This window comes from Nocardioides alkalitolerans DSM 16699, from assembly GCF_000426525.1.
GTDB classification, from domain to species: Bacteria; Actinomycetota; Actinomycetes; order Propionibacteriales; family Nocardioidaceae; genus Nocardioides; species Nocardioides alkalitolerans.
On the sequence record NZ_KE384533.1, the window covers coordinates 746,837 to 770,604 of the forward strand.

A 23,768-nucleotide genomic window follows, 5' to 3' on the forward strand; every position below is an offset into this window, starting at 1 on the left:
CGCGGTCCCGCCGACGCGCCCTGACCGGCCGCCTAGGTGGCCCGGCTGCCGTTCAGGTAGCCGACGACGAGGTCGGTGACGTCGTCGACCAGCCGGTCGTCGACAGGGTCGGCGCCCGTGGAGCGGAACAGCAGCGTGCCCACCACCAGGTCGAACGCCGTCGCGGCCGACGCGTGGTCGACCCGCCAGCCGTCGCCCAGCGCGGCCACGAACGGACCGCGCACGCGCTCGCGCAGCTCCGTGCGCAGGTCGCCGTCCGACGACTCGGCCATCACGCCGAGCAGCAGGGCGTGCACGTCCGGGGCGCTGGCCGACCGCGCCAGCCACGCGACCGTCGACCGCAGGTCGGTCTCCCCGGTGACGCCGGGCAGGTCGCCGAGCCGGTCGAGCAGCGCGTCGGCGACGAGCGCTCCCTTGGAGTCCCAGCGTCGGTAGACGGTGGTCTTCGCGACCCCTGCGGCCCGCGCGATCTCGTCGAGCGACGTCGCCCGGTAGCCCTGCCGACCGACGAGGTCGACCGCGGCGTCCAGCACCGACCGGGTCACCCCGGCGCGCCGTGGACGGCCGGCGCTGCGCGTGGTCCCGCTCATCCGTCCTCCGTGCGTGGGGCTGTCTCCGACGTCACAAGCCTATATCGCTACCAATGGTTTCGCATCGCTCGAGTCGTGCGTACCGTCAAAGCGATACCACCAGTAGCGCAATGGAGACCCGATGACCACCACCCCGGAGCACGCCGCCCGCCGTACCGCCCGCCAGACCTTCACCGACGCCGTGCCGCTGCGCTCCGTCGCGCTCGTGCTCGGGGTCCTGGTGCTCCAGCTCGCCTTCGTCGCGTCGTACGTCGGGGCCTTCCACGACCCGACGCCCCACGAGATCGAGGTCGGCGTCGTCGCGCCCGACACGGTCGCGGCGCAGACGGTCGAGCAGCTGAACGACATCGACGGCACCCCGCTGGCCGCGCGCGTCACGACCGAGGCCGACGCCCGGGCCGCGATCGAGAGCGGTGACCTGTCCGCCGCCCTGGTCGTGTCGACCGACGGCACGGAGGACACGCTCCTGGTCGCCTCCGGCGGCGGGTCGGCGGTGGCGACGGCCGTGGAGACGGTGCTGGCCCAGGCCGAGTCCACCCAGGGCCGCACGCTCGCGACCACCGACCTGGTGCCCCTCGAGGGCGGCGACGCCCGCGGCCTCACCGGCTTCTACCTCGTCGTCGGCTGGATGGTCGGCGGCTACCTCGTCGCCTCGCTCCTCGGCGTGGCCCAGGGGAGCCGACCCGCCACCCCGCGGCGGGCGGCGATCCGGCTGGCGGCGCTGGTGCCGTACGCCGTCGCGTCCGGCCTCGGCGGTGCGCTCGTCGTCGGCCCGTGGCTGGGGGCGCTCGAGGGGCCGGTGTGGCTGCTCACCGCGATCGGGGCGCTCGTGGTGCTGGCCGCGGCCGCGATGACGGTGGCGCTGCAGGTGCTGCTCGGCACGGTCGGGATCGCGGTGGCGATCCTGCTGTTCGTCGTCATCGGCAACCCGAGCGCCGGCGGCGCGATCCCCGCGGCCCTGCTGCCGACCTTCTGGCGCACCGTCGGGCCCTGGCTGCCCAACGGTGCGGCCACCGAGGCGGTGCGCGGCGCCGTCTACTTCGACGCCGCCGGGATCGGCGGACCGCTCCTCGTGATCGCCGCCTGGGCTGTCGCGGGGATCGTGGTCACGATGGTGGCGTCGTGGCTGCTGCACCGCCGGACCGACGGCGCTGCGGCGCGGGCAGGGCTCGCGACGCCCTAGGCGAGCACCTCCGCGAGCTGTGTCGCGGCGAGCCCGTGCGCGGTCGCGACAGGTGCGTTGGTGACCACGCCCGCGTGGGTGTTGAGGCCGAGCGCGAGCGCGGGGTCCGCCGCGCAGGCGTCGCGCCAGCCCGAGTCGGCGAGGGCCACGGCGTAGGGCATCGTCACGTTGGTGAGGGCGTACGTCGAGGTGTGCGGCACCGCTCCGGGCATGTTCGCGACGCAGTAGAACGTGGCGTCGTGCACGCGGTAGGTCGGGTCGTCGTGCGTGGTGGCGCGCGAGTCCTCGAAGCAGCCGCCCTGGTCGATCGAGATGTCGACGAGCACGGCGCCCGGGCGCATGCGTGAGACCAGCTCGTTCGAGACCAGCGTCGGGGCCTTGGCGCCGGGCACGAGCACGGCGCCGATGACGAGGTCGGCCTCGAGCACGGCCTCCTCGAGCGAGAGCGCGTTGGAGGCGACGGTCTGCACACGGCCGCCGAAGACGCGGTCCGCAGCGCGCAGGGCGGCGACCGACCGGTCGAAGAGCAGCACCCGCGCACCCATCCCGAGGGCGATCGAGGCGGCGTTCATCCCGGAGACGCCCGCGCCGACCACGACGACGTTGGCGCCGTACGTGCCCGGCACCCCGCCCATCAGCACGCCGCGCCCGCCGAGCACGCCGACCCCGGCCCGCATGAGGTGGTGGGCGCCGGCCTGCGGGGCGAGCCGCCCGGCGACCTCTGACATCGGGGCCAGCAGCGGCAGTGCGCCGTCGGACGTCTGCACGGTCTCGTAGGCGATCGCGGTGACCTCGCGCGCCACGAGCTCCTCCGTCAGCGCCTTGTCGGCGGCGAGGTGGAGGTAGGTGAAGAGGGTCTGGCCGGCGCGCATCCGGTGGTACTCCTCGGCGACCGGCTCCTTGACCTTCAGCACGAGGTCGGCCTCGCCCCAGACGGTGTCCGCGTCGGCGACCGTGCGGGCGCCCGCGGCGACGTACTGCTCGTCGGTGATCGACGAGCCCAGCCCGGCCCCGGCCTGCACGGCGACGTCGTGGCCGTGGCGCACGAGCTCGGTGACGCCGGCCGGGGTGAGGGCGACGCGGTACTCGTGGTTCTTCACTTCGCTCGGGACGCCGATGCGCATGGTCTGCTCCTGGGTGTGGGGGCGGGCGCCGCGCGAGGGGGTGTCGACGCGACCCGCTCAGTCTGGAGTTCCTGGCGAGCCGCGACCAGTTATGCCGACGATTCTTCGGCTCAGACGTCAGATCGTCCCTATCCTTCGGTACGGCGCCCGCCACGGCGTCGTCGTGCCGTCGGATGTTCGGCGGCCACCGACCGGAGGACCGACCCGAGGAGACCCCGTGGACCCGACCGACCGTGCCCTCGTCGACCTGCTCCGCGCCGACGCCCGGATCGCCAACAGCACCCTGGCGGCCCGCGTCGGCATCGCCCCCTCGACCTGCCACGCGCGGGTGCGGGCGCTCGTCGAGCGCGGCGTCGTCCGGGGGTTCCACGCATCGCTGGACCCGGGCGAGATGGGGCGACCGCTGCAGGCGATGGTCGCCGTGCGCCTGCGGGTGCACGCGCGGGCCAACCTGCGGCAGTTCGCGGTGCGGATGGCCGGACTGCCCGGCGTGCTCAACGTCTTCTTCCTCGCCGGGTCCGACGACTTCCAGGTGCACGTCGCGATGACCGGCTCCGACGAGCTGCGCGACTTCGTGGCCGACAACCTCAGCACCAATCCCGAGGTCGCCATGACCGAGACGCACCTGATCTTCGAGCACCTCACCGGCGCCGGACCCCTCTGAGGCGGTTCGCGCCGCCCCGCGGGGAGGGCCGCTCCGTGGGCGCCGGCTCTCACACCGTTTTCACAGGCAGCGCTCACCGGACCTGCAGCATCGAGGAGTCAACTGGTTGCCATGAACGACATGCGTCCGCTTCCCCCGCAGCCCGGCCGGCCCGAGCAGCCCACGCCGTACGGCGGCCCCTACGCAGCGCCGTACGGGCAGCCCACGCCCTACGAGCAGGCCCGCCACCAGGCCGGGCTCCCGCCGTACGCAGGCCAGCAGCAGCCCGGCCCGGCCCCCTACGGCCCGGCCCCCTACGGCCAGGCCCCCTACGGCCAGCGCCCGCCGCGCAAGGGTCGCGGCTGGCTCGCGGCGGTCGGCGGCGGCCTCGCCGGGGCGGCGCTGGCGTGCGCGGTGGCCATCCCGATCGCGGTGCACACGGCGGGTGCGGACACGACGTCGTCCGGCGGGAGCACCGGGAACGCGAGCAGCCCGTTCGCCGACAACGCCGAGGGCGACGGCTCCTCGCCGAGCGTCGACGACCTCATCGACCGGGGCAACGGCACGACGGACGCGACCTCCGACGGCGACGAGCCGTCCGACGCCGGCGTCCTGCTCATCGACACGGTGCTGCCCGGCGGTGCCGGGGCGGGCACGGCGATGGTGCTGACCTCCGACGGCCTCGCGCTCACGAACTACCACGTGGTCGACGGGTCGACCGAGGTCCAGGCGATCGTCGCGGCGACCGGAGAGGAGTACACGGCAGAGGTCGTCGGGTACGACGAGGAGGCCGACGTGGCCGTGCTGCAGCTGCAGGACGCCGACGACCTCGACACCGTGACCATCGACGACGACGGCGGGGTCGCGATCGACGAGGCCGTCACCGCGCTCGGCAACGCCAGCGGCCAGGGCTACCTCTCCGCCGCGAGCGGCGTCGTCACCGACCTCGACGAGGACATCACGACCACCGACGAGGCCACGGGCGGCACCACCGACATCACCGGCCTCATCGAGACCGACGCCGACGTCGTGCCCGGCTACTCCGGCGGCCCGATGTTCGACGACGAGGGCGAGGTCATCGGCATCAGCACGGCCGCGTCCTCCAGCAACGGCCAGGGCGGCGGCTTCCCGATGACGACGCCCGCCGCACAGTCCGAGGGCGGCGGCATCAGCTACGCCCGCCCGATCGAGGAGGCGCTCGACGTCGTCCAGCTCGTCGTCGACGGCGACGAGGGCGACGGCGTCACCATCGGCGCCGCGGCCTACCTCGGCGTGGCCATCGACTCCTCCGCCGACGGCGTGCTCGTGGCCCAGGCCGAGTCCGGTACGCCGGCCGCCGACGCCGGGATCGCCCAGGGCGACAGCATCACGGCCGTCGACGGGGAGCGCATCTCGTCGTACGACGACCTCGCCGCCGCCGTCGCGACCCACCAGCCGGGGGACGAGGTGAGCGTCACCTGGACATCCGCCGACGGCCAGGAGCGCACCGCCGACGTCACCCTCGGGGAGTCGCCGGTCAACTGACCGTCGCCGACCCGCCGCGCCCCACGCGCGGTCCAGGGCCACGGACGAGCCGCCTTCCCCGGGCGGCTCGCCCGTGGCCCTTCGGCTGTCCCTGGGGAGCCCGGTGGTCGAGGAGGTTGCGCAGCAACCGTCTCGAGACCTGAGGGGTTGGGTGGTTTCGAGACGCTCGCTGGCGCTCGCTCCTCAACCACCGGGGACGCGGGGTCGCTCGACCCCCGGGGGCCCGGCAGACGAACCGGCGGCCGCGACACCGAGGTGTCGCGACCGCCGGCGGGCGGAGCGGAGGGGGCGGAGGTCAGACCCCGGCGGTCGCCGGCTCGTCGTCGCCCGCGCGCAGGTGCGCCCGGTCGAGCTTCTCGCCCTCGACGTCCACGTCGGGGAGGATCCGGTCGAGCCACTTCGGCAGGTACCAGGCCTTGTCGCCGAGCAGGTACATCAGCGCGGGGATGAAGGTCATCCGCACGATGAAGGCGTCGAGGAACACTGCGACGGCGAGCGCGAAGCCCATCGACTTGATGATCGCGTCGTCCTGGGCGATGAACGCCGCGAACACCGAGATCATGATCGCCGCGGCGGCGGCCACGACGCGGGCCGAGTTGCGGAACCCGTCGATGACGGCCTCGCGCGGGTCGGCGCCGTGCACGTGGGCCTCGCGGATGCGGGTGACGAGGAAGACCTGGTAGTCCATCGCGAGCCCGAAGACCACGCCGATCAGGAAGATCGGCATGAAGCTGACGATGGGTTGCGGGTCCATGATCCCGAACGTGCCCTCCTGGAAGATCAGGACGGTGAGGCCGAGCGTCGCGAGCACCGAGAGCAGGAAGCCGAGCGTCGCGGTCAGCGGCACGATGATCGAGCGGAACACGATCATCAGCAGGATGAACGCGAGACCGACGACGACGGCCAGGTAGACCGGCAGCGCGTCGGCGAGCCGCTCCGAGACGTCGACCGTGATGGGCGTGAGGCCCGTGATGCCGAGCGTGGTGCCCGTGGCCTCCTCGATCTCGGACTGGCCGTCGCGCACGTTGGTGAGCAGGTCCTCGGTGGCCGAGTCCTGGGGGCCGGTGGTCGGGACGCCGATGATGGTGGCGCCGTCCGCGACGGGTGCGGCCGCGGGGTCCCCGCCGCCCTCGGTGCCGCCCTCGGCACCCTCGCCGCCGCCGCTGGGCGCCAGCACGGCGTACTCGATGCCCTCCTGGCCCTCGACCCAGGAGACGACCTCGTCGTACGCCGCCTGCCGGTCGCCCTCGGCGAGCTCGCGCCCGTCGACGACGAAGAGGAACGTGGCCTCCTGGCCGGGGCCGAACGCCTCGGTGAGGAGGTCGGAGGCCTTGCGCTGCGTGGTGTCGGCAGCGGCCGTGGAGTCGGTCGGGAACGCGAGGTGGAGGTCCTTCAGCGGGATGGCGAGCGCGCCGAGCGCGACCGTCACCAGCAGCACGACGGCGAGCGGGCGCTTGCCGACGATCCGGGCCCAGCGCACGCCGTTGTTGAGCACCTGCGGGCGGCCGCGGCCGTCGGTGTCGTGCTTCGGGGAGTACTTGCGGACCTGGCCGCCGAACGCCTTCGACTTGAGCAGGCCGAGCACGGCCGGCAGCAGCGTGAGCGCGACGAGCACCGAGATGAGCACGGTGGCGCCGGCGGCGACACCCATGGCGGTGAGGAACGGGATGCCCACGACCGCGAGGGCACTGAGCGCGATGAGCACGGTGAGGCCGGCGAAGACCACGGCGGAGCCGGCCGTGCCGACCGCGATGCCGGTCGCCTCCTGCCGGTCGTCGGTGTGCCTCAGCTCGCCGCGGTAGCGGGCCAGGATGAAGAGCGTGTAGTCGATGCCGACCGCGAGCCCGATCATCGTCGAGAGGATCGGCGTCGACGAGCCGATGTCCATGAAGGCGGTCAGCGCCGTGATGCCGGTGATGGAGAGCCCGACGCCGAGGATCGCGGTGAGGATGGGCAGGCCGGCGGCCACGAACGAGCCGAACGTGATGATGAGGATGATCAGCGCGATGCCGATGCCGATGGCCTCGGAGGTCGCGCCCGGCGGAGCGAAGCTCTGCATGCCGGCGCCGTTGACCTCGGCGACGAGGTCGCCGCGGGCGTCGTCGAGGAGGTCGAGCACCGCGTCCTGCGAGGCCGGCTCGACGTCGGCCACGGTGTCGACGTCGAAGACGAACGGGATCGTCCCGACGCGACCGTCGTCCGAGACGATGTTGGCGCGCGAGACCTGCTCGTCGATCGCGGCCTGGTCCAGGCCGGACTCGGCGAGCTGCTCCCGCAGGGCGTCCACGGCGGCGACGGGCGACACGATCGCGGCGGCGTTGTCACCGATCTGCGGGGCCTCCTGCAGCTCGGCGACCAGTGCGTCGATCGCCTCGGCGTACTCCGGGTCCGCCAGGGTGGCGTCCGCCGGAGCGTCCTCGGGCACGCCCACGACGACCGTGGCGTTGGCCTGGTCGAAGGGATCCATGGCGCCGGGGAAGAGCTCGGCCTGCAGGTCGGCCGCCTGCTCGGACGGGATGCCGGGGATCGAGAAGTTGTCGGTCATCGGCTTGCTCATCGTCGCCGCGACGGCGCCGACGGCGACGAGCGCGATGAACCAGCCGGCCATGAACAGCGGCCATCGTCGGTAGGCGGTCTTGCCGAGTCGGTAGAGCAGGGTGGCCATCGGGTCTCCTGGTCGAGGTCCGGGGTGGGGTACCGGGGTGGTCGGGCGGTGCGGTGCGGGGCGGTGCGGTGCGGTGCGGACGGTCAGGCGAACAGCGCGCGGGCGCGGGCGAGCTGGCGTGAGAAGAGGTCGGGGAGCGGGGTGTCGTCGCCGGCGACGCTGGCGTCGACGGCGGACTCGACGACGGCGAGCAGCAGGCGGACGAGGAGGCGGCCCGAGGCCGGGTCGACGGGCTCGCTCTCGCGGTCCTGCATGCCCTCCTGGAGCTTGCGGGCGAGGTCCTCGAACCGCTCGTGCACCGCCTGGTGGAAGCGGGGGATCTGCAGGAGGGCCCGGCCCAGCTGCAGCTCCTCGGGCGTCGGCGGCTCCTGGCCCAGCACGTGGCGGGTGACGACCTCGAGGTCGGACGCCAGGTTGCCGGTCGGTCCGCCGGCGCGGAACGCCTCCATCAGCTCGTCGGGCAGGTCGGGCGACGGACCGAGGCAGGCGTCGAGCTTCGAGGGGAAGTAGTTGAAGAGGGTGCGGCGGGAGACGCCGGTGGCCTGGGCCAGCTCGTCCATCGTGAAGCCCTCGAGCCCACGGTCCAGCACCAGCTTCTGGGCGGTCACCACGATGCGTCGGGTCGTCTCCTGACGACGGGCGGCGCGACCGTCGGTCGACTCGGAATCTGCACTCGGGCTCACGGAGTGCAAGTTTGCACTAAGGGGCTCTGAGTGCAAAGTGGCTCGGTCTGTGACGCCCGCCTCACCCGGTGACGTGAGGCCGAGCGGGCCGCCTCGCCACAATGGACGGCATGTCGACCGATGCCGCCGCCACCACGCTCCGCGCCCCCCGTCCCGGAGCCGAGCTCCTCGCCGAGCCGATGCGCTCGCGCTGGAGCCCCGCCGTCTTCGCGACCGACGCCGCGATCGACGACGCCACCCTCGAGAGCCTCCTCGTCGCCGCGTCGTGGGCGCCGTCGACCGGCAACACCCAGCCGTGGGCGTTCGTCGCCACGCGGCGCGGCACCGCGTCGTACGACGTCGTGGTCGACTCGCTGAGCGCGGGCAACTCCGGCTGGGTGCCGACCGCGCCCGTGCTGATCGTGGCGGCGACGCTGGTCGGGGAGCACGACGGCCGGTCGGGCAAGGGCGACTACACCTTCTACGACCTCGGCCAGTCGGTGGCGCACCTGACGCTCCAGGCCCAGGCCGTCGGTCTGCACACCCACCAGTTCGCCGGCTTCGACCACGAGGCCGCCGCGCGTGGTCTCGGGATCCCCGCGTCGTTCCGGGTGCTCGCCGGCATCGCGGTCGGGTACGTCGGGGAGGACGCGCACGTCGAGGCGGCCGCGCCCGAGGACGCCGACCGCCACCGCAAGGAGCGCGTGCGGCGTGCGCTGGCCGAGACGGCGTACGACGGCACCTGGGGCACCCCGCTCGCCTGAGCGGTCCCCGGGACGACCCGTCCGAGCTGCCCCTCGGGTCAGCTGCTCCCGCCGCAGCCGCCACCGCAGGACGATCCGCACGAGCTGCCGCCCGAGTCGCCCCCACCGCCGGAGTCGCCCCCGCCCGAGTGGTGCCCGGAGTCGCCGCTGCTGCCGCAGCCGTAGGCGCCACCGGTGGCGCCGCCGCCCCCGGCCGCCCATCCGGCGCGACGCCGGCCGTGCGAGCTGCGGCGTGCGGTGCGGTTGAAGCTGACCACGGTGGCCGTGAGGGCGAGCACGCCCACGACGGTGAGGACGACGACGACGGTCATGAGCCCGTTCCTTCCAGGAGGGCGCCCCCGCGACGTCGCGGGGTGAGGCGCCAGAGGTGGGAGCCGAGGCCGACCACGAGGGTGCGGCGACCGGCGAGACGGACGAGGGCGACACGGCGCCGTCCCTCGTGCACGTCGTGGAGGCCGAGCCAGTCGTCGGCCGTCGGCACGTCGACCGAGCCGTCGCGCAGGGCGGCGACGAAGCGTCGTACGTCGTCGTGGGCGCAGCCGTCGGCGGGGTGTGCCGCGGCCCAGGCGTGGAACGCGGTGCGCCATCCCGGCAGCTCGTCGAGCTCCGGTACGACGCGGAGCGCGCCGTCGCTGCGCTTGCGGTGCAGCACCCGCGTGGTGAGGCCGGCTCCGGCCGCGTCGACGCCGGGCGGCACGTCCCCGCGCAGGAGCGCGGCGAGCACCTCCTCCTGGCGGGCGGCCAACCGCTCCCGGGCGGTGCCGGTGGTCACGCGTGCTCCCGCACGAGCGGCGCCGCGGCGGCGCGCAGCACGTCGTACTCGCTGCGGACCGCGGCCTCGGTGACGTCGTCGTCGCGCTCGAGCAGGATGCCGGGCAGCGGGAGGCGGCGGTCGTCGTAGGCGGTGACGAGCGTGCGCAGCAGGGCCAGCACCGGCGGGGTCATCGGGTGGCCGTGCGTGTCGAGGTAGAGGCCGTCGGCGTGCTCCTCGCCGCCGGCGACGTGCACGTAGGCGACGGCGTCGAGCGGGAAGCGCAGCAGGTCGGCGACCGGGTCGGAGCCGCGGGCGGTGGCGCTGGCGTGCAGGTTGGCGACGTCGAGCACGAGCCGGCAGCCGGTGGCGTCGACCAGGGCGGTGAGGAAGTCGGCCTCGTCGAGGGTGTCCTCGGGCCACGTGAAGAGGGCGGCGATGTTCTCGACGGCGAGCGGCACGGGGAGCGCGTCCTGCGCGGCGCGGACGTTCTCCACGAGCACGGCGAGGCTGTCGGCGGTGCGCGCGGGCGGCAGCAGGTGGCCGGCCTCGAGCACGTCGCCGTGCAGCGGGTCGGGCGTGGTCGCGGCCCGCACGAACGCCACGTGCTCGCTCACCAGGGGGGCGCCGAGGGCGGTGGCGAGCGCCGCGAGGTGGGCGAGGCGGGCGGGGTCGGGCAGGTCGGCGCCGCCGAGGCCGAGGGTGACGCCGTGGGGCACGACGGTCGCGCCGGCCCCGCGGAGCGCGAGGAGGGCGGGCGGCAGGCGGTCGGGGTGCACGTTCTCCGCGACGACCTCGGTGAACGACAGCTCGCCGGCGGCGGCGTACGACGCCAGCAGGTCGGCGATCGGTCGGCGCCAGGCGACCGCGGTGCCGCGCAGGCCGCTCACGCCGGGTCCCCGGAGGGCGACGGGCCCGCGGTCACCACCGCGAGGACGACGGGGTCGGCGCAGGCACCGGCGAACGCGTCGATGCGCGCCCGGATCTCGCGACCGAGCAGCCACTGGCCGATCGGCTCGGCGACGCGGCGGAGCCAGGCGGGCCGGACCGCGTACGTGTACTTCCACGCGGCGACCGCGCCCTCGACCGTGACGCCGTCGACCTCGCGGGCCTCCGGCGTGAAGCGCCAGCCGCCGCCGAACGACGCGAAGAACCACGGGCCCTTCACCATCGTCATGCCGACGGAGGTGGGCGGGCGGTAGGAGACGTACTCGCTGATCATGCGCGGCCCGACCCGGGCCCGGGTCAGGGTGCGCACGCCCTTGGCGGGCCGGTCGGCGCCCAGTAGCTCCTGGTGGCGGATGAACGGGTCCCAGCGCAGCCGCGTCGCGCCCGTCGTCTGCGAGACGGCGAACGCCTGGTCGGGGGTGACGGGCACCCACCGCGAGACGGAGACCTGAGGCATGCCGGCGAGTGTTCCGTCGCCGGGGGCACCGCAAACGCGGCGCGTGGGGGCGTGCCCCCGCGCGCCGCGACCGGGTGGTCAGCCGGCGAGCGCGGCGACCTCGTCGGCGGTGAGCTCGAGCGTCATCGACTCGACGAGCGCGGTGAGCTGCTCGGGGTTGCGGGCGCTCGCGATCGGGGCCGAGACGACCGGCTGGGCGCGCAGCCACGCGAGCGCCACGGCGGTGGGGCTGACTCCGTGCGCGGAGGCGATCTCGAGCTGGGCGGCGAGCACGCGGTCGGCGCCGGGCTTCTGCGCGTACGACGCCGCGGTGCCCGCGCGGGGCGAGTCGACCTGGGCGCCGGCGGCGTACTTGCCGGTGAGGAAGCCGCTCGCGAGGGCCGAGTACGGCGTCTCCTGGATGCCGAGCTCGGCGAGGGTCGGCACGAGGTCGGTCTCGATGTCGCGGGCCAGGAGGTTCCAGCGGTCCTGGCTGACGGTGAAGCCGGTGACGCCCTGCTCGGCGGCCAGCGCGACGGCGCCGCGCAGGCGCTCGGCGGAGAAGTTCGAGGCGCCCAGGTGGAGCGCCTTGCCCTCGGCCACCAGCGCGCCGAACGCGGCGACGTACTCGGCCTGCGGCACCGACTCGTCGTCGACGTGGGCGTAGTAGAGGTCGACGTGGTCGGTCTGGAGGCGCTCCAGCGACTCGTCGAGCGCGGTGCGGAGGTTCTCCGGCGCGAGGCCCTCGCGGCCGTCGCCCTGGCCCACCTTCGTGGCCACGACGACCTGGTCGCGCACGCCGCGGGCGGTGATCCACTCGCCGATGATGCGCTCGGAGTCGCCGATCGCCCGGCCGTCCACCCACTGCGGATACATGTCGGCCGTGTCGATCGAGCGGCCGCCGGCGGCCAGCCACGCGTCGAGCACGGCGAACCCCTGGTCGCGGTCGGCGGTCCAGCCGAACACGTTGCCGCCGAGCATCAGCGGGCCGAGGTCGAGCGTGGTGGGGGTGGTCGTCGCGGGAGAGGTCACGGGCAGGACTCCTGGGGGATCGGGGGTGCGGTCACCTCTCCCAACGCTCGCGCCCGTCGATGATTCCCCGCTCAGAGCCCGAACTGCTCGTGCCGGGCGGCGGGCACGAGGTCGGCGTACTCCGCGTTCTTCTGCACGAACTTCGTGAAGAAGGGGCAGTAGGGCAGCAGCTGGCGGCCGTCGGCGCGGAGCCCGTCGAGCACCTGCACGGCCAGCTCCTTCGCGAGGCCCTGACCGGCGAACGACTCGCCGATCTCCGTGTGGAGGATCGCGACGACCGTGCCGGGGCCGGCGTCGCCGTCCTTCAGCTCGTACGTCGCGAAGCCGGCGAGGTCGCCGCCGACGTGGATCTCGAAGCGGTGCTCGTCGGTGTTCTCGACGACGGTGGGGCCGGGGGCGTCGGACGGCTGCTCGGTGGTCATGGCGCGAATCTACCGCTCTGACCTGGCCGAACGCTCGGTCGGTGGGCCTCCTGGTGGGCCCGGGCCGTGACGTTCGCCTCAGATCGGGCCGTTTCGGTCGTTGCGGTCGGAGGTGACTTGTGCGTAACCCACGACACAGCGGACCCTGGCGGGCATGCCCCCGATCAGCCCGCCCACGCCCGCCACCGCCTCGTCGTACTCGATCACCATGCGTCTGCACACGGCGCCCGACCACGGGATCGTGGGCACGGTGGCGACGACCATCTCCACCGCCGGGGGCATCGTCACGGCGATCGACGTCGCGGACTCGCGCCACGACCGCCTGGTGCTCGACGTGACGTGCTCGGCCGGCAACGCGGACCACTCGGAGCAGCTCGTCGACGCCGTCCGGGCGCTCGAGGGCGTGACGGTGCACAAGGTCTCGGACCGCACCTTCCTGCTGCACATCGGCGGCAAGATCGAGGTCACCTCGAAGGTGCCCCTCAAGACGCGTGACGACCTCTCGCTCGCCTACACCCCGGGTGTCGGTCGCGTGAGCCGCGCGCTGGCGGAGAACCCCGAGGACGTCTCGCGCCTGACGATCAAGGGCAACTCGGTCGCCGTGGTCACCGACGGCTCGGCCGTGCTGGGCCTCGGCAACATCGGCCCGGGTGCCGCGCTGCCGGTGATGGAGGGCAAGGCCGCGCTGTTCAAGCGCTTCGCCAACATCGACGCGTGGCCGATCTGCCTGGCCACCCAGGACACCGACGAGATCGTCAAGGCCGTCGAGATGATCGCCCCGGGCTTCGGCGGCATCAACCTCGAGGACATCGCCGCGCCGCGCTGCTTCGAGATCGAGGCGCGCCTCCGCGAGAGCCTCGACATCCCCGTCTTCCACGACGACCAGCACGGCACCGCGATCGTCGTGCTCGCCGCGCTCACCAACGCGCTGCGCTGCGTGGGCAAGCAGATGGAGACCGTGAAGGTCGTCGTCGCTGGCGCGGGCGCCGCGGGCACCGCGATCGTCACGCTGCTGCTGGCCGCGGGCGTCACCGACGTCGTGGTCTGGGACCGCGAGGGCTGCCTCTCGGGCGACGACACGTCGCTGCCCCCGGCGAAGCTCGAGCTCGCCGGCCGCACCAACCCCCGCAAGGTCACGGGCACGCTGCAGGACGGCCTGCGCGGCGCCGACGTCTTCATCGGCGTCTCGGGCCCGGGCCTGCTCCAGGCCGAGTGGATCAAGGACATGGCCGACGACTCGATCGTCTTCGCGCTGGCGAACCCGGACCCCGAGATCGACCCGGCCGAGGCGAACAAGTACGCCGCGATCGTGGCCTCGGGCCGCTCGGACTACCCGAACCAGATCAACAACGTGCTCGCCTTCCCGGGCGTCTTCCGCGGCCTGCTCGACGCCCGCGCCTCCGAGGTCACCGTCGAGGCGCTGCTGCGCGCGGCAGAGGCCATCGCGCTCGTCGTCACCGACGAGGAGCTCAACCCCAGCTTCATCATCCCGTCGGTCTTCGACGCGGCCGTCCCGAAGGCCGTCGCCGCGGCCATCGCGGGCGAGGAGCACGCCAAGAGCTGAGGGTGGAGCACCCGGAGCACGACATCGAGGCGCTCGTCGTCGACTGCCACCCGGTCGACGGCGGGGACCTCGCGTGCTTCCGGGTGCTCATCCTGCTGCGGCGCGAGATCGAGCACCTGGCGCCCGGCGCCGTCGTCTGCCTGACGACGACGGACCCCGTGGCGCCGATCGACCTGCCGGCCTGGTGCCGGCTCACCGGGCACGAGTACCTGGGTCCCGTGCCCGGGCGGCCCACCCCGACGTACGGCGTGCGCGTGGCCGCCGCGCCGCACGCCACCCGCCCCGACCGGCCCTGGCACCGGGCCTGATCCCCCCGGTCGGGGACCTCAGCCGGCCTGGGGCGCGACCTCGCGCGGCCACCAGAACCGCTCGCCGAGCAGCAGCGCGATCGCCGGCACCACGACCGTGCGCACGAGGAGCGTGTCGAGCAGGACGCCGATGCAGATCACGACGCCGAGCTGCGCGAGCACCACCAGCGGCAGAACGCCGAGCACGGCGAAGACCGCGGCGAGCAGGATGCCGGCGCTGGTGATCACGCCGCCGGTCGCGCCGAGCGCCCGCAGCACGCCCTCCCGGGTCCCGTGGACGGCGGCCTCCTCGCGGGTGCGGGTGACGAGGAAGATGTTGTAGTCGATCCCGAGCGCCACCAGGAAGAGGAACGCGAAGAGCGGCACGTTGCCCGCGAGGCTCTCGAAGCCCAGCACGCCGGTGAACAGCCACCACGACGCGCCCATGCTGGCGGCGTACGTCGCCACCACCGTGCCCACCAGGATCACCGGCGCCACCACGGAGCGCAGCAGCACGAGCAGCACGCCCAGCACGAGCGCCAGGATGAGCGGCAGGATGACGACCCGGTCGCGGCTGTTGCCGTCGGCCTCGTCGATCGAGCTGGCCTCCGCGCCGCCGACGAACGTGTCGTCGTACGACGCCAGCGCCTCCCGCAGCGCGAGCACCGCGGCGTCGGTCTCGGCGCTGCCGGGGGTGCCCTCGAGCACGACGTCGAGCTGGGTGACGCCCTCGCCCTCGGCGGTCGGCTGCACCGACGCCACCCCGTCGACCGCCTCGACCGCGGCGGCGACCTCGCCCGCGTCGGCACGGGTCACGACCTGGGTGGGCTCGGCGGTGCCGGCGGGGAAGGACTCGGCGATGCGGGCGCTGGCGCTGATGGCCTCGGGCTCGTCGAGGAACTGGTCGGCGGTGTCGAGACCGGTCGCGATCTGCGTGGTGCCGATCGCGAGGGCGCCGAGCAGCACGGCGGAGCCGACCACGGCCACGACCGGCTTGCGGGCGACCGTGTCGCCGACGCGCCGCCAGCCCGAGCGGGACTCGACCAGCACGGTGTCGCCCTGGTGCGGCACCTTGGGCCAGAACACCCAGCGGCCGAAGCAGACGAGGAAGGCGGGCAGCACCAGCAGCACGAACGCGGCGGCGACGGCGATGCCGACGGCGCAGGCGAGGCCGAGCCCGCGGGTGGTCGGGGTGAGCGACAGCAGCAGGGTGAGCACGCCCGCGACCACGGTGCCGGCGCTCGTGAGCACCGCCTCCGCCGTACGGCGCAGCGCGACCGCCATCGCCTCGCGGCGGTCGTCGACGACGCGCAGCTCGTCGCGGTAGCGGGAGATCAGCAGCAACGCGTAGTTCGTTCCTGCGCCGAACACGAGCACCGAGAGGATGCCGATGGTCGACTCGTCCCAGGCGACGTCGAACGCGGCCATCACGTGGGTCGCGAGCACGGCGGCGAGGCGGTCGGCGACGCCGACGACGGTGAGCGGCACGATCCAGAGCACGGGGCTGCGGTACGTGACGATCAGCAGCAGCGCCACGACGAGCGCCGTGACGGCGAGCAGCCGCGTGTTGGCGCCGTCGAAGACCGCGGCGAGGTCGGCCTCGATGCCGGCCGGCCCGGTGACCTGGGCGGTCACCCCGTCCGGCACCTCGGCGTCGAGCCGGTCGCGCAGCTCGCCCACGAGGTCCGCGCTCTCGGTGGCGCTGGCCCCGGAGACGGGCAGGACGGCGATGGCGGCCGTGCCGTCCTCCGCCGGGATGATCGGCGTCGCGGCCCCGCCGGTGCCCTGGGGGTCGGTCGTGGTCGCGAGGTCGGCCACCAGCGTCTCGAGGTCGGGCAGGACGGCGGTGATGTCGCCGGAGTCCACCGTGAAGAGCACGACGGCCGCCGACGCGTCGTCGTCCGGGAGGGCCTCGCGGAGCGCGACCGCCTCGGTGCTGTCGGCACCGGCCGGGATCGCGTCGAGCGGCGTGCGCTCCCGCTCGCCCTCGCCGACGACGCCGATGACCACCCCGGCGAGCAGGATCGGCAGCAGGGCGACGAGCCACGCCGTACGACGCCCCACGATCACCGATCGGAGGGCACTGAGACGCTGGACCATGCAGACTCCTCGTGGAAAACTCACCGGAACGACAGTTCAGCAGATTAATCATTAAGTAGGTGAATGACAATCTCGTCCGAAGGATCGCCGTCGGAGGCGGACGCGCTCATCGCCGCCCACGTCGGTGAGTGGAGGCAGACGGAGGCGCTGCTCGCGCTGCGCGAGCTGGTCGACCGGGGTCAGACCGTACGGCGCGTGGTCGCCCGTCGCGCCGGGCTCGGCGAGTCCGAGCTCGTGGCGCTCGAGCACCTGATCCGCGGCCCGATGGGTCCGGCGGAGCTGGCGCGCCTGCTCGAGGTCTCGACGCCGGCGGGCACGGGCATCGTCGACCGGCTCGTGGCGCGCGGCCACGCCGAGCGGCGCTCCCACGAGGGCGACCGGCGCCGTACGGCGGTGCACGTCACCGACTCGGGACGCGCCGAGGTCGTCGCCCACCTGCTGCCGATGTTCGCCGGCCTCGCCGCCATCGACGGCAGCTTCGACGACGCCGAGCGTGCGGTGGTCGCGCGCTACCTGCGCGGTGCGCTCGCCGCGATCGACGCCGTCATCGACGCGGGTCCCGCGGACGGCTGAGCGGGCGGTTGAGCGGGCGGCTGAGCGGGTGGTCGGTCGGGCGCCTGGCGTCGGGTGCGGACTGAGGCCCGCGAAACGTGCGGGCGTGAGTCCGCGGCCAGCGAGGGGGGCGTGGGTGCGGACTGAGGCCCGTGGAAGGTGTCGGCGTGAGTCCGCGGCCAGCGAGGGGCGTGGGTGCGGACCGAGGCCCGTGGAAGGTGCGGGCGTGAGTCCGCGGCCAGCGCGAGGGGGTCGCGCGCTTGGCGTCGGGTGCGGACTGAGGCCCGCGAAAGGTGTGGGCGTGAGTCCGCGGCCGGCGAGGGGGGCGTGGGTGCGGACTGAGGCCCGTGGAAGGTGGGGGCGTGAGTCCGCGAGGCAGGTGTCAGGCGGCGGCAGGGCGAGTCTGCGGAACGCCGAGCGCCGCGAGGTCGGCAGCGACCTGGGCGGAGTCCGTCCGAAGCTCGATCGTGCTGCAGCGGACCACCAGGCGCATCGGGTCGACCAGCCTCCGTTGACGGGCCATGTCGTCGATCCACTGCTCCACGTCGCGGTGGAACGAGCCGTCCACCTCGAGCGCGACGACGCGGCCGTCGGGCAGGTCCCACTCGCCGTCCGTCCAGCGCCTCGTTCCGGCGCTGTCGGTCCGCCGTACCTGGCGTCTCGGAGGCTCGAGCCCGTGCTCGCGGCACATGTCGCCCACGTCGATCTCGCCCATCGAGTGGGCCCCTCCGGCGATGTCCTCGAGGAGGGCGGCGATCAGCGTCGACCGGCGCAGCTCGGGGAGGCGTGGCAGCCATGACTGGAGGCGCTCGGCGGGGACCAGTCGCTGCTGGACGCAGGCGGCGAGAAGCCCGCCCGCGCTGCGTGGCGACGGGACCCGTGAGGCGAGGAGGAGCGCGGCCGGCTCGACCGCCAGGACCGGTAGCCGCGAGCGGTGGCAGATCCACTGGTCGAAGGGCCGCCGTGTGCGCCAGAACTCGACGCCGTCGAGGTGGCGTCCCTGGATGTTGGTGCCGACCACGACGGTGACCGTCGTCGACTCCCAGCCGCGCAGTCCGTGCAGCTCGAGCGCCGTCCGACCGGCGAGAGCGGCGGTGTGCGGGGTGTGGAGCAGGGCGAGCCAGCGACGCTGCTCGTCCGACAGGGGGCCGGTCGTCGTGCTGACGACGGTCGCTGACCGCAGGGCCCATCGGCCGGCGGCGACGCGGCGTCGTACGACGTCGTCACCGACGCCGAGAGCGCGCAGCTGACGTCGGGCCAGGAGTCCGGACTGGCGGGCGCCCACCTGGGCGACGGCGTCCTCCCGGGCGCGTCGCGCGAGGCGTGACGCCTCGACGTCGGACGGCTCTCGACTCCCCATGGCCCCAGGTTGCCGGAGCGCGGCGGCCGGCGTCGTCGGTCGTCCACAGGGATGGCCGTGTCGATGCGTCGCGGACTCCGGCCGGTGAAAGGTGCGGGCGTGAGTCCGCGCCCGTGCTCTGGCGAGCCGCTGCGGACTGGGACCCGTCAGAAGTGTCGGCCTCAGTCCGCACCCGCCCGCGGGAGCGCCGGGGGAGCGCCGGGGGAGCGCCGAGGTCCAGGGGGACTGCCGCCTCAGCCCCCGTGCGCCCGCTGGGCGGCGAGGGCGGCGCCGACGATGCCCGCGGAGTTGCGCAGGGTGGCCGGCACGATCGGGGTGCGGATGTCGATCTTGGGCAGGAACTTGTCGGCCTTCTTGCTGACGCCGCCGCCGACGACGAGCAGGTCGGGGGAGAAGAGGCGCTCGAGCGTCCGGTAGAAGACGGTGAGGCGGCCGGCCCACTCGTCCCAGCCGAGGTCGTCGCGCTCGCGGATGCTGTTCGCGGTCCAGCCCTCGGCGTGCACGGCCTCGGGCTGGTGCTTGCCGCCACCGTCGTACCCCTCGAGCGAGAGCCAGAGGTGGCCGAGCTCGGCGTTGGGCACGAGCACGCCGTCGTGGACGAGGGCGGCGCCGATGCCGGTGCCGAGGGTCGTGACGAGCACGAGGCCCGCCTGGCCGCGGGCCGCGCCGTAGGTCGCCTCGGCCAGCCCCGCCGCGTCGGCGTCGTTGAGCACCTCGACCGGCCGGCCGAGGGCCTCGCCGAAGACGGCGGCGGCGTCGGTGTCGATCCAGGTCTGGTCGATGTTCGCGGCCGATCCGATGACGCCGTGGCGCACGATGCCGGGCACGGTGACGCCGACCGGGCCGTCGTTGTCGGGGAACGCGGCCGCGAGCTGCTCGAGCACGTCGGCGACGTTGTCGGGCGTGGACGACTCCGGGGTCGGGATGCGCACGCGCTCGGCCGCGAACTCGCCCTTCTCCAGGTCGACGGGCGCTGCCTTGATGCCGCTGCCGCCGAAGTCGACGCCGAGGGGGAGTCCGCTGCTCATGGGGTCCATGGGACCACGGCGCTGGCGCACCAGGGCCCCACAGGTCGATGATCGCGGGATGACGGTGCCTCGCGTCGACCTGCCGATGTCCACCCACCTGCTCGCGCTCGGCACGGCGGCGGCCGAGCTCGGCGGCCACGCGGCGGCCGCCGGCCGGGACGCCCCGGTGCCGGGCTGTCCCGACTGGACCGTCGCGGACCTCGTCGCCCACCAGGGCATGGTGCACCGCTGGGCGACGGCCACCCTCGAGGGGCGCGACGTGGACGACGCGGCCCTCGAGGCCGAGGGCCTGGCCGCGCCCGAGCCGACGGAGTGGCTGGCCGCGGGGGCGGCGACCCTCGTGGCGGCCCTGGAGGGGGCGGACGACGACCTCGACGTGAGGGTCTTCCTCCGCGACCCGCCCCCGCCGCGGCAGTTCTGGGCCCGTCGGCAGGCCCACGAGACGACGGTCCACGCGGTCGACGCGCTCGCCGCCGCGCTGGGTCGCGCCCCGCTCGCGGCGGAGACGTGGATCGACCCGCTGGTCGCCGCCGACGGGGTCGACGAGCTGCTGACCGGCTTCCTGACCCGCTCGACGTCCCGGCTGCGCAGCGAGCGACCGCTGCGCGTGGTGGTCGCGCCGACCGACGCTGCCCTGTGGTGGCAGGTCGACGTGGGCGAGGGGCCGCCCGTGACGACGCGGCACGCGGTCGGGCCGGGCTCGGCCCACGACGGCTCCGACGCCGATCTCGTGCTGACGGCCCCCGCCGTGCCGACGTACCTCACGTTGTGGAACCGCGGCGACGAGGCGACGGCCCACGCGGCGGGCCGGGCCGCGGAGGAGGCGCTCGAGCTCTGGCGCGCGACGGCGCGGGTGACCTGACGACCCACGACCCGTCGCTTTACACATCGCCCCCTCTTGTCAAACGGTTGACATTCTGGTTTGGTTTGTCAACCGGCCCGCGTGATGCGGGCCACACCGACCGCGCACGGCGGGAGGTGGACGACACCCGGAGGTGCCGCCGATGACGACGAGCCCTGACCCCCTGCCCACCCCCGCCGAGGCGCTCGTGCGCCGCACCGCCGACGGCACGGGCACCGTGACGACCGCGTCGACCGAGCAGTGGCGCGACCCGAAGCGCTACCTCTGGCTGATCGGCCTCGTCGTGCCCTCGCTGGCGTTCGTGGCCATCGCCGGCTGGGTGCTCACCGGCTGGAGCGTGTGGCTCTGGCTCGGGCCCGTCGTGATCCTCGTGGTCGTGCCCGCCTTCGACCTGCTCGTCGGCCTCGACCGCTCCAACCCGCCGGACGACGTCATCGAGGCGCTGGAGAACGACAGGTACTACCGCTGGATCACCTACGCGTTCCTCCCGATCCAGTACGCGGGCTTCGTCGCCGCCATGTGGCTCGTCGCGGGCGGCGAGCTGTACGGCGACCAGCTCACGCTGGCCGACAAGATCGGCATCGCCGTCTCGATCGGGTGCATCGGCGGCATCGGCATCAACACCGCGCACGAGCTGGGCCACAAGAAGGAGGCCAACGAGCGCTGGCTCTCGAAGGTCGCGCTGGCGCAGGTCGCCTACGGCCACTTCTACATCGAGCACAACCGCGGCCACCACGTGCGCGTCGCCACCCCGGAGGACCCGGCCAGCTCGCGCCTGGGCGAGAGCTTCTACCGGTTCTGGCCGCGCACCGTGATCGGCTCGCTGCGCAGCGCCTGGAGCCTGGAGAAGAAGCGCTACGCCCGCAAGAAGACCCACCCGTTCCACCTCGGCAACGACGTGCTCAACGCCTGGCTGATGACCGCCGTGCTCTGGGGCGGCCTGACCGTGTGGCTGGGCTGGGAGATCCTGCCTTTCCTGCTCGTGCAGGCGGTCGTCGGGTTCACGCTCCTCGAGGTCGTCAACTACATGGAGCACTACGGCATGCTGCGGCGCAAGGTCGGCAAGGCCGGTCGCGAGCGCTACGAGCGCGTCGCCCCGCACCACAGCTGGAACTCCAACAACATCGCCACCAACGTGCTGCTCTACCACCTGCAGCGCCACAGCGACCACCACGCCAACCCGACCCGTCGCTACCAGACGCTGCGCGACTTCGAGGAGTCCCCGGTGCTGCCCACCGGCTACGCCGGGATGATCGTGCTCGCCATCGTGCCGCCGCTGTGGCGCCGCGTGATGGACCCGCGCGTGCTCGCCCACGTGCGCGGCGACCTCGACGACGTCAACGTGCAGCCGGGCCACCGCGAGAAGCTCGAGAAGCGGTACGCCGCACTGCTCCGGGCCCACGCGGTCGCCGAGGCCGAGCGCGCCCTGGAGGACCAGCGCCTCCAGGACGAGGCCCGCGTCGAGGCCGAGCGTCTGGCTGCCGACGACGTGGTCGCCGCCCGGTGCCCCGGCTGCGACTACGTGTACGACGTGGCCGCCGGCGAGGAGCGCGAGGGCTTCGCGGCCGGCACCGGCTGGTCGCAGGTGCCCGACGACTGGTGCTGCCCCGACTGCGGGGTGCGCGAGAAGGTCGACTTCGTGCCGCTCACCTCGCTGCCGGCCTGACGCCCCGCCGCGCCCCGCCGTACCCCCCAGCACCTCCACCACCGCATCCAGCACCCCGAGGAGAGTCATGAAGATCGTCGCCGCGCTCGACACCTGCGAGGGCCTCGGCATGTGCGAGGCCATGGCCCCCGACTTCTTCGAGGTCGGTGACGACGGCGTCGTCGAGGTGCTCGACGACTCGCCGGGCGAGGAGCACCGCACCGACCTCGCCGCCGCGGTCGACGCCTGCCCGGTGCTCGCCCTTACGCTCCAGGGATGAGTGCCGAGCCCTCCGTCACGCCTCCCGCCGGGGCCGCCCCGGCCACCCCGGTACGGCGCCTCGTCGTCGTCGGCGCGTCGCTCGCGGGTCTGCGGGCGGTCGAGGCGGCGCGGCGGGCGGGGTACGACGGCGCGCTCACCCTCGTCGGGGCCGAGGAGCACCTGCCCTACGACCGGCCGCCGCTGTCGAAGGCGTTCCTCGACGTCGACGGCGCCCGCGGGGCCGACACGGTGATGACCTTCCGCACCGAGGAGCAGCTGCGCGACGAGCTCGGGGTCGACCTGCGCCTCGGCAGCCCGGCCACCGGCCTCGACACGGATGCTCGCGAGGTGCTGGTGGGCGACGAGCGGATCCCGTACGACGGGCTGGTCATCGCCACCGGCTCCGTGCCGCGCTGGCTGCCGGGCACCGACCCGGCCGACGACGGGCCGGTCGGGGGCGTCACCCAGCTGCGCACGCTGGACGACGCCCGCACCGTGCGCACCGCCCTCGAGGCCGGGGCACGGCTGGTGGTCGTGGGTGCCGGCTTCATCGGCTCCGAGGTGGCCTCCGCGGCCCGCAAGCGCGGACTGCCCGTGACGGTCGTCGAGGCGCTCGACCTGCCGCTCACCCGCTCCATCGGGCCCGAGGTGGGCGCCGTCTGCGCCGATCTCCACCGCGCCGCCGGCACCGACCTGCGCCTCGGCGTCGGCGTCGCCGGACTCGAGACGGAGCCCGTCGCCGCTGGGGCCGAGCCCGCTCCCGGCGGGGCAGGGCGCCGGGTGACCGGCGTACGCCTCGACGACGGCACCGTGCTGCCCGCCGACCTCGTGGTGCTGGGCATCGGCGTCCGACCCGCGACGGCGTGGCTCGAGGGCAGCGGGGTGCCCCTGCACGAGGGCGACCGGGGCGTGGTCGTGGACGCGACGCTCGCGACCGGGGTGCCGGGCGTGTACGCCGCCGGCGACGTCGCCCACGTGGCCAACCCCCTCTACGACGACGAGCACCACCGCCTCGAGCACTGGACGAACGCGGCCGACCACGGCGGCGCCGCGGCCCGCCACCTGCTCGACCCCGCGGCCGCCCGGCCGGTCGAGACGGTGCCCTACTTCTGGTCGGACTGGTACGACCACCGCCTCCAGTTCGTCGGCACGCCGCGGGCCGACGAGGTGCGGGTCGTGGCCGACGACCGGGCGAGCGACGGCGGGTTCGTGGCGCTCTACCGCCGCGCCGACCGGGTCGTCGGGGCGCTCGTGCTCGACCGGCCCCGCGACGTGATGAAGCTGCGCCGGCGCATCGCCGACCGCGGGCCGTGGGACGAGGCGGTGGAGCACGTCGTCACGACGCCGCCGCGCGCGAAGCGATGA

The 23,768-nt window shown here is 74.2% G+C and carries 24 protein-coding genes; 11 read left to right on the forward strand and 13 right to left on the reverse strand.

The features are described from left to right. Nucleotides 1-32 precede the first annotated feature (32 nt). Nucleotides 33-590, reverse strand: a complete 558-nt coding sequence (locus K329_RS0120385) for a TetR/AcrR family transcriptional regulator (RefSeq protein WP_052337168.1) — start codon at nucleotides 588-590, stop codon at nucleotides 33-35. Between the two features lie 121 nt (nucleotides 591-711). Here K329_RS0120385 and K329_RS28400 point away from each other — a divergent pair, with 121 nt between their 5' ends. Further along, nucleotides 712-1,773, forward strand: a complete 1,062-nt coding sequence (locus K329_RS28400; RefSeq protein WP_043644322.1) for an ABC transporter permease — start codon at nucleotides 712-714, stop codon at nucleotides 1,771-1,773. Here the strand turns inward: K329_RS28400 and ald are convergent. Next, entirely contained in the window at nucleotides 1,770-2,897 is a 1,128-nt protein-coding gene (gene ald, locus K329_RS0120395) for an alanine dehydrogenase (protein WP_028474488.1), read from the reverse strand. The two genes, K329_RS28400 and ald, sit on opposite strands and share 4 nt — an antisense overlap. 217 nt (nucleotides 2,898-3,114) lie before the next feature. On the opposite strand from ald, the gene K329_RS28405 reads away from it, so the two are divergent. Together K329_RS28405 and K329_RS28410 are read left to right on the forward strand one after the other, a co-directional pair. Next, nucleotides 3,115-3,561, forward strand: a complete 447-nt coding sequence (locus K329_RS28405) for an Lrp/AsnC family transcriptional regulator (protein WP_043644325.1) — start codon at nucleotides 3,115-3,117, stop codon at nucleotides 3,559-3,561. A 120-nt stretch (nucleotides 3,562-3,681) separates the two neighbouring features. Then, on the forward strand, nucleotides 3,682-5,064 hold the full coding sequence (locus tag K329_RS28410; protein ID WP_169721621.1) for a trypsin-like peptidase domain-containing protein: 1,383 nt from the start codon (nucleotides 3,682-3,684) through the stop codon (nucleotides 5,062-5,064). Between the two features lie 295 nt (nucleotides 5,065-5,359). On the opposite strand, the gene K329_RS0120410 is transcribed toward K329_RS28410, so the two are convergent. Both K329_RS0120410 and K329_RS29950 read right to left on the reverse strand, forming a co-directional pair. Next, nucleotides 5,360-7,729 carry an MMPL family transporter gene (locus tag K329_RS0120410; protein WP_028474489.1) on the reverse strand — a complete coding sequence of 790 codons (2,370 nt, stop codon included), beginning with the start codon at nucleotides 7,727-7,729 and terminating at the stop codon, nucleotides 5,360-5,362. An 83-nt stretch (nucleotides 7,730-7,812) separates the two neighbouring features. Continuing rightward, nucleotides 7,813-8,412, reverse strand: a complete 600-nt coding sequence (locus K329_RS29950; protein ID WP_169721622.1) for a TetR/AcrR family transcriptional regulator — start codon at nucleotides 8,410-8,412, stop codon at nucleotides 7,813-7,815. 110 nt (nucleotides 8,413-8,522) lie between these two features. Between K329_RS29950 and K329_RS0120420 the strand changes: the two genes are divergently transcribed. Continuing rightward, complete coding sequence (locus tag K329_RS0120420; protein WP_028474490.1) at nucleotides 8,523-9,155, forward strand: nitroreductase family protein; 633 nt, start codon at nucleotides 8,523-8,525, stop codon at nucleotides 9,153-9,155. Between the two features lie 38 nt (nucleotides 9,156-9,193). Here K329_RS0120420 and K329_RS0120425 read toward each other — a convergent pair whose 3' ends face one another. The 6 genes from K329_RS0120425 to K329_RS0120450 form a co-directional block, all read right to left on the reverse strand. After that, nucleotides 9,194-9,466 (reverse strand): hypothetical protein, encoded by a 273-nt coding sequence (locus tag K329_RS0120425; protein ID WP_028474491.1) that lies wholly within the window; start codon nucleotides 9,464-9,466, stop codon nucleotides 9,194-9,196. Beyond that, on the reverse strand, nucleotides 9,463-9,927 hold the full coding sequence (locus tag K329_RS29955) for an SCO6045 C-terminal-like domain-containing protein (RefSeq protein ID WP_028474492.1): 465 nt from the start codon (nucleotides 9,925-9,927) through the stop codon (nucleotides 9,463-9,465). The genes K329_RS0120425 and K329_RS29955 overlap by 4 nt, the downstream gene beginning before the upstream one ends. Continuing rightward, complete coding sequence (locus K329_RS0120435; protein ID WP_245596627.1) at nucleotides 9,924-10,796, reverse strand: multinuclear nonheme iron-dependent oxidase; 873 nt, start codon at nucleotides 10,794-10,796, stop codon at nucleotides 9,924-9,926. Before K329_RS0120435 ends, K329_RS29955 begins: the two co-directional genes overlap by 4 nt. After that, complete coding sequence (locus K329_RS0120440) at nucleotides 10,793-11,311, reverse strand: SRPBCC family protein (protein ID WP_028474494.1); 519 nt, start codon at nucleotides 11,309-11,311, stop codon at nucleotides 10,793-10,795. The genes K329_RS0120435 and K329_RS0120440 overlap by 4 nt, the downstream gene beginning before the upstream one ends. 78 nt (nucleotides 11,312-11,389) lie before the next feature. After that, on the reverse strand, nucleotides 11,390-12,322 hold the full coding sequence (locus K329_RS0120445) for an aldo/keto reductase (protein ID WP_028474495.1): 933 nt from the start codon (nucleotides 12,320-12,322) through the stop codon (nucleotides 11,390-11,392). 71 nt (nucleotides 12,323-12,393) lie between these two features. Beyond that, nucleotides 12,394-12,744 carry a GNAT family N-acetyltransferase gene (locus K329_RS0120450; protein ID WP_028474496.1) on the reverse strand — a complete coding sequence of 117 codons (351 nt, stop codon included), beginning with the start codon at nucleotides 12,742-12,744 and terminating at the stop codon, nucleotides 12,394-12,396. Between the two features lie 154 nt (nucleotides 12,745-12,898). Here K329_RS0120450 and K329_RS0120455 point away from each other — a divergent pair, with 154 nt between their 5' ends. Beyond that, nucleotides 12,899-14,308 carry an NAD-dependent malic enzyme gene (locus K329_RS0120455; protein WP_028474497.1) on the forward strand — a complete coding sequence of 470 codons (1,410 nt, stop codon included), beginning with the start codon at nucleotides 12,899-12,901 and terminating at the stop codon, nucleotides 14,306-14,308. 2 nt (nucleotides 14,309-14,310) lie between these two features. Beyond that, nucleotides 14,311-14,616 (forward strand): sulfurtransferase TusA family protein, encoded by a 306-nt coding sequence (locus K329_RS0120460; RefSeq protein WP_211225918.1) that lies wholly within the window; start codon nucleotides 14,311-14,313, stop codon nucleotides 14,614-14,616. A gap of 18 nt (nucleotides 14,617-14,634) precedes the next feature. Here the strand turns inward: K329_RS0120460 and K329_RS0120465 are convergent, their stop codons facing one another. Next, nucleotides 14,635-16,695, reverse strand: a complete 2,061-nt coding sequence (locus tag K329_RS0120465) for an MMPL family transporter (protein WP_028474499.1) — start codon at nucleotides 16,693-16,695, stop codon at nucleotides 14,635-14,637. Between the two features lie 63 nt (nucleotides 16,696-16,758). Between K329_RS0120465 and K329_RS0120470 the strand changes: the two genes are divergently transcribed. Beyond that, complete coding sequence (locus K329_RS0120470) at nucleotides 16,759-17,268, forward strand: MarR family winged helix-turn-helix transcriptional regulator (RefSeq protein WP_084541472.1); 510 nt, start codon at nucleotides 16,759-16,761, stop codon at nucleotides 17,266-17,268. A 361-nt stretch (nucleotides 17,269-17,629) separates the two neighbouring features. Here the strand turns inward: K329_RS0120470 and K329_RS31100 are convergent, their stop codons facing one another. Continuing rightward, nucleotides 17,630-18,607, reverse strand: a complete 978-nt coding sequence (locus K329_RS31100) for a hypothetical protein (RefSeq protein WP_052337172.1) — start codon at nucleotides 18,605-18,607, stop codon at nucleotides 17,630-17,632. A gap of 233 nt (nucleotides 18,608-18,840) precedes the next feature. Further along, complete coding sequence (gene ppgK, locus K329_RS0120480) at nucleotides 18,841-19,635, reverse strand: polyphosphate--glucose phosphotransferase (protein ID WP_028474502.1); 795 nt, start codon at nucleotides 19,633-19,635, stop codon at nucleotides 18,841-18,843. A 58-nt stretch (nucleotides 19,636-19,693) separates the two neighbouring features. On the opposite strand from ppgK, the gene K329_RS28425 reads away from it, so the two are divergent. The 4 genes from K329_RS28425 to K329_RS28430 all read left to right on the forward strand — a co-directional run bounded on the left by K329_RS28425 (nucleotide 19,694) and on the right by K329_RS28430 (nucleotide 23,768). Continuing rightward, nucleotides 19,694-20,497, forward strand: a complete 804-nt coding sequence (locus K329_RS28425; RefSeq protein ID WP_245596628.1) for a maleylpyruvate isomerase N-terminal domain-containing protein — start codon at nucleotides 19,694-19,696, stop codon at nucleotides 20,495-20,497. A 142-nt stretch (nucleotides 20,498-20,639) separates the two neighbouring features. Continuing rightward, entirely contained in the window at nucleotides 20,640-22,163 is a 1,524-nt protein-coding gene (locus K329_RS32040) for a fatty acid desaturase (protein ID WP_052337173.1), read from the forward strand. Nucleotides 22,164-22,230: 67 nt separating this feature from the next. Continuing rightward, entirely contained in the window at nucleotides 22,231-22,422 is a 192-nt protein-coding gene (locus tag K329_RS0120495; protein ID WP_028474504.1) for a ferredoxin, read from the forward strand. Further along, on the forward strand, nucleotides 22,419-23,768 hold the full coding sequence (locus K329_RS28430) for an NAD(P)/FAD-dependent oxidoreductase (protein ID WP_084541474.1): 1,350 nt from the start codon (nucleotides 22,419-22,421) through the stop codon (nucleotides 23,766-23,768). The genes K329_RS0120495 and K329_RS28430 overlap by 4 nt, the downstream gene beginning before the upstream one ends.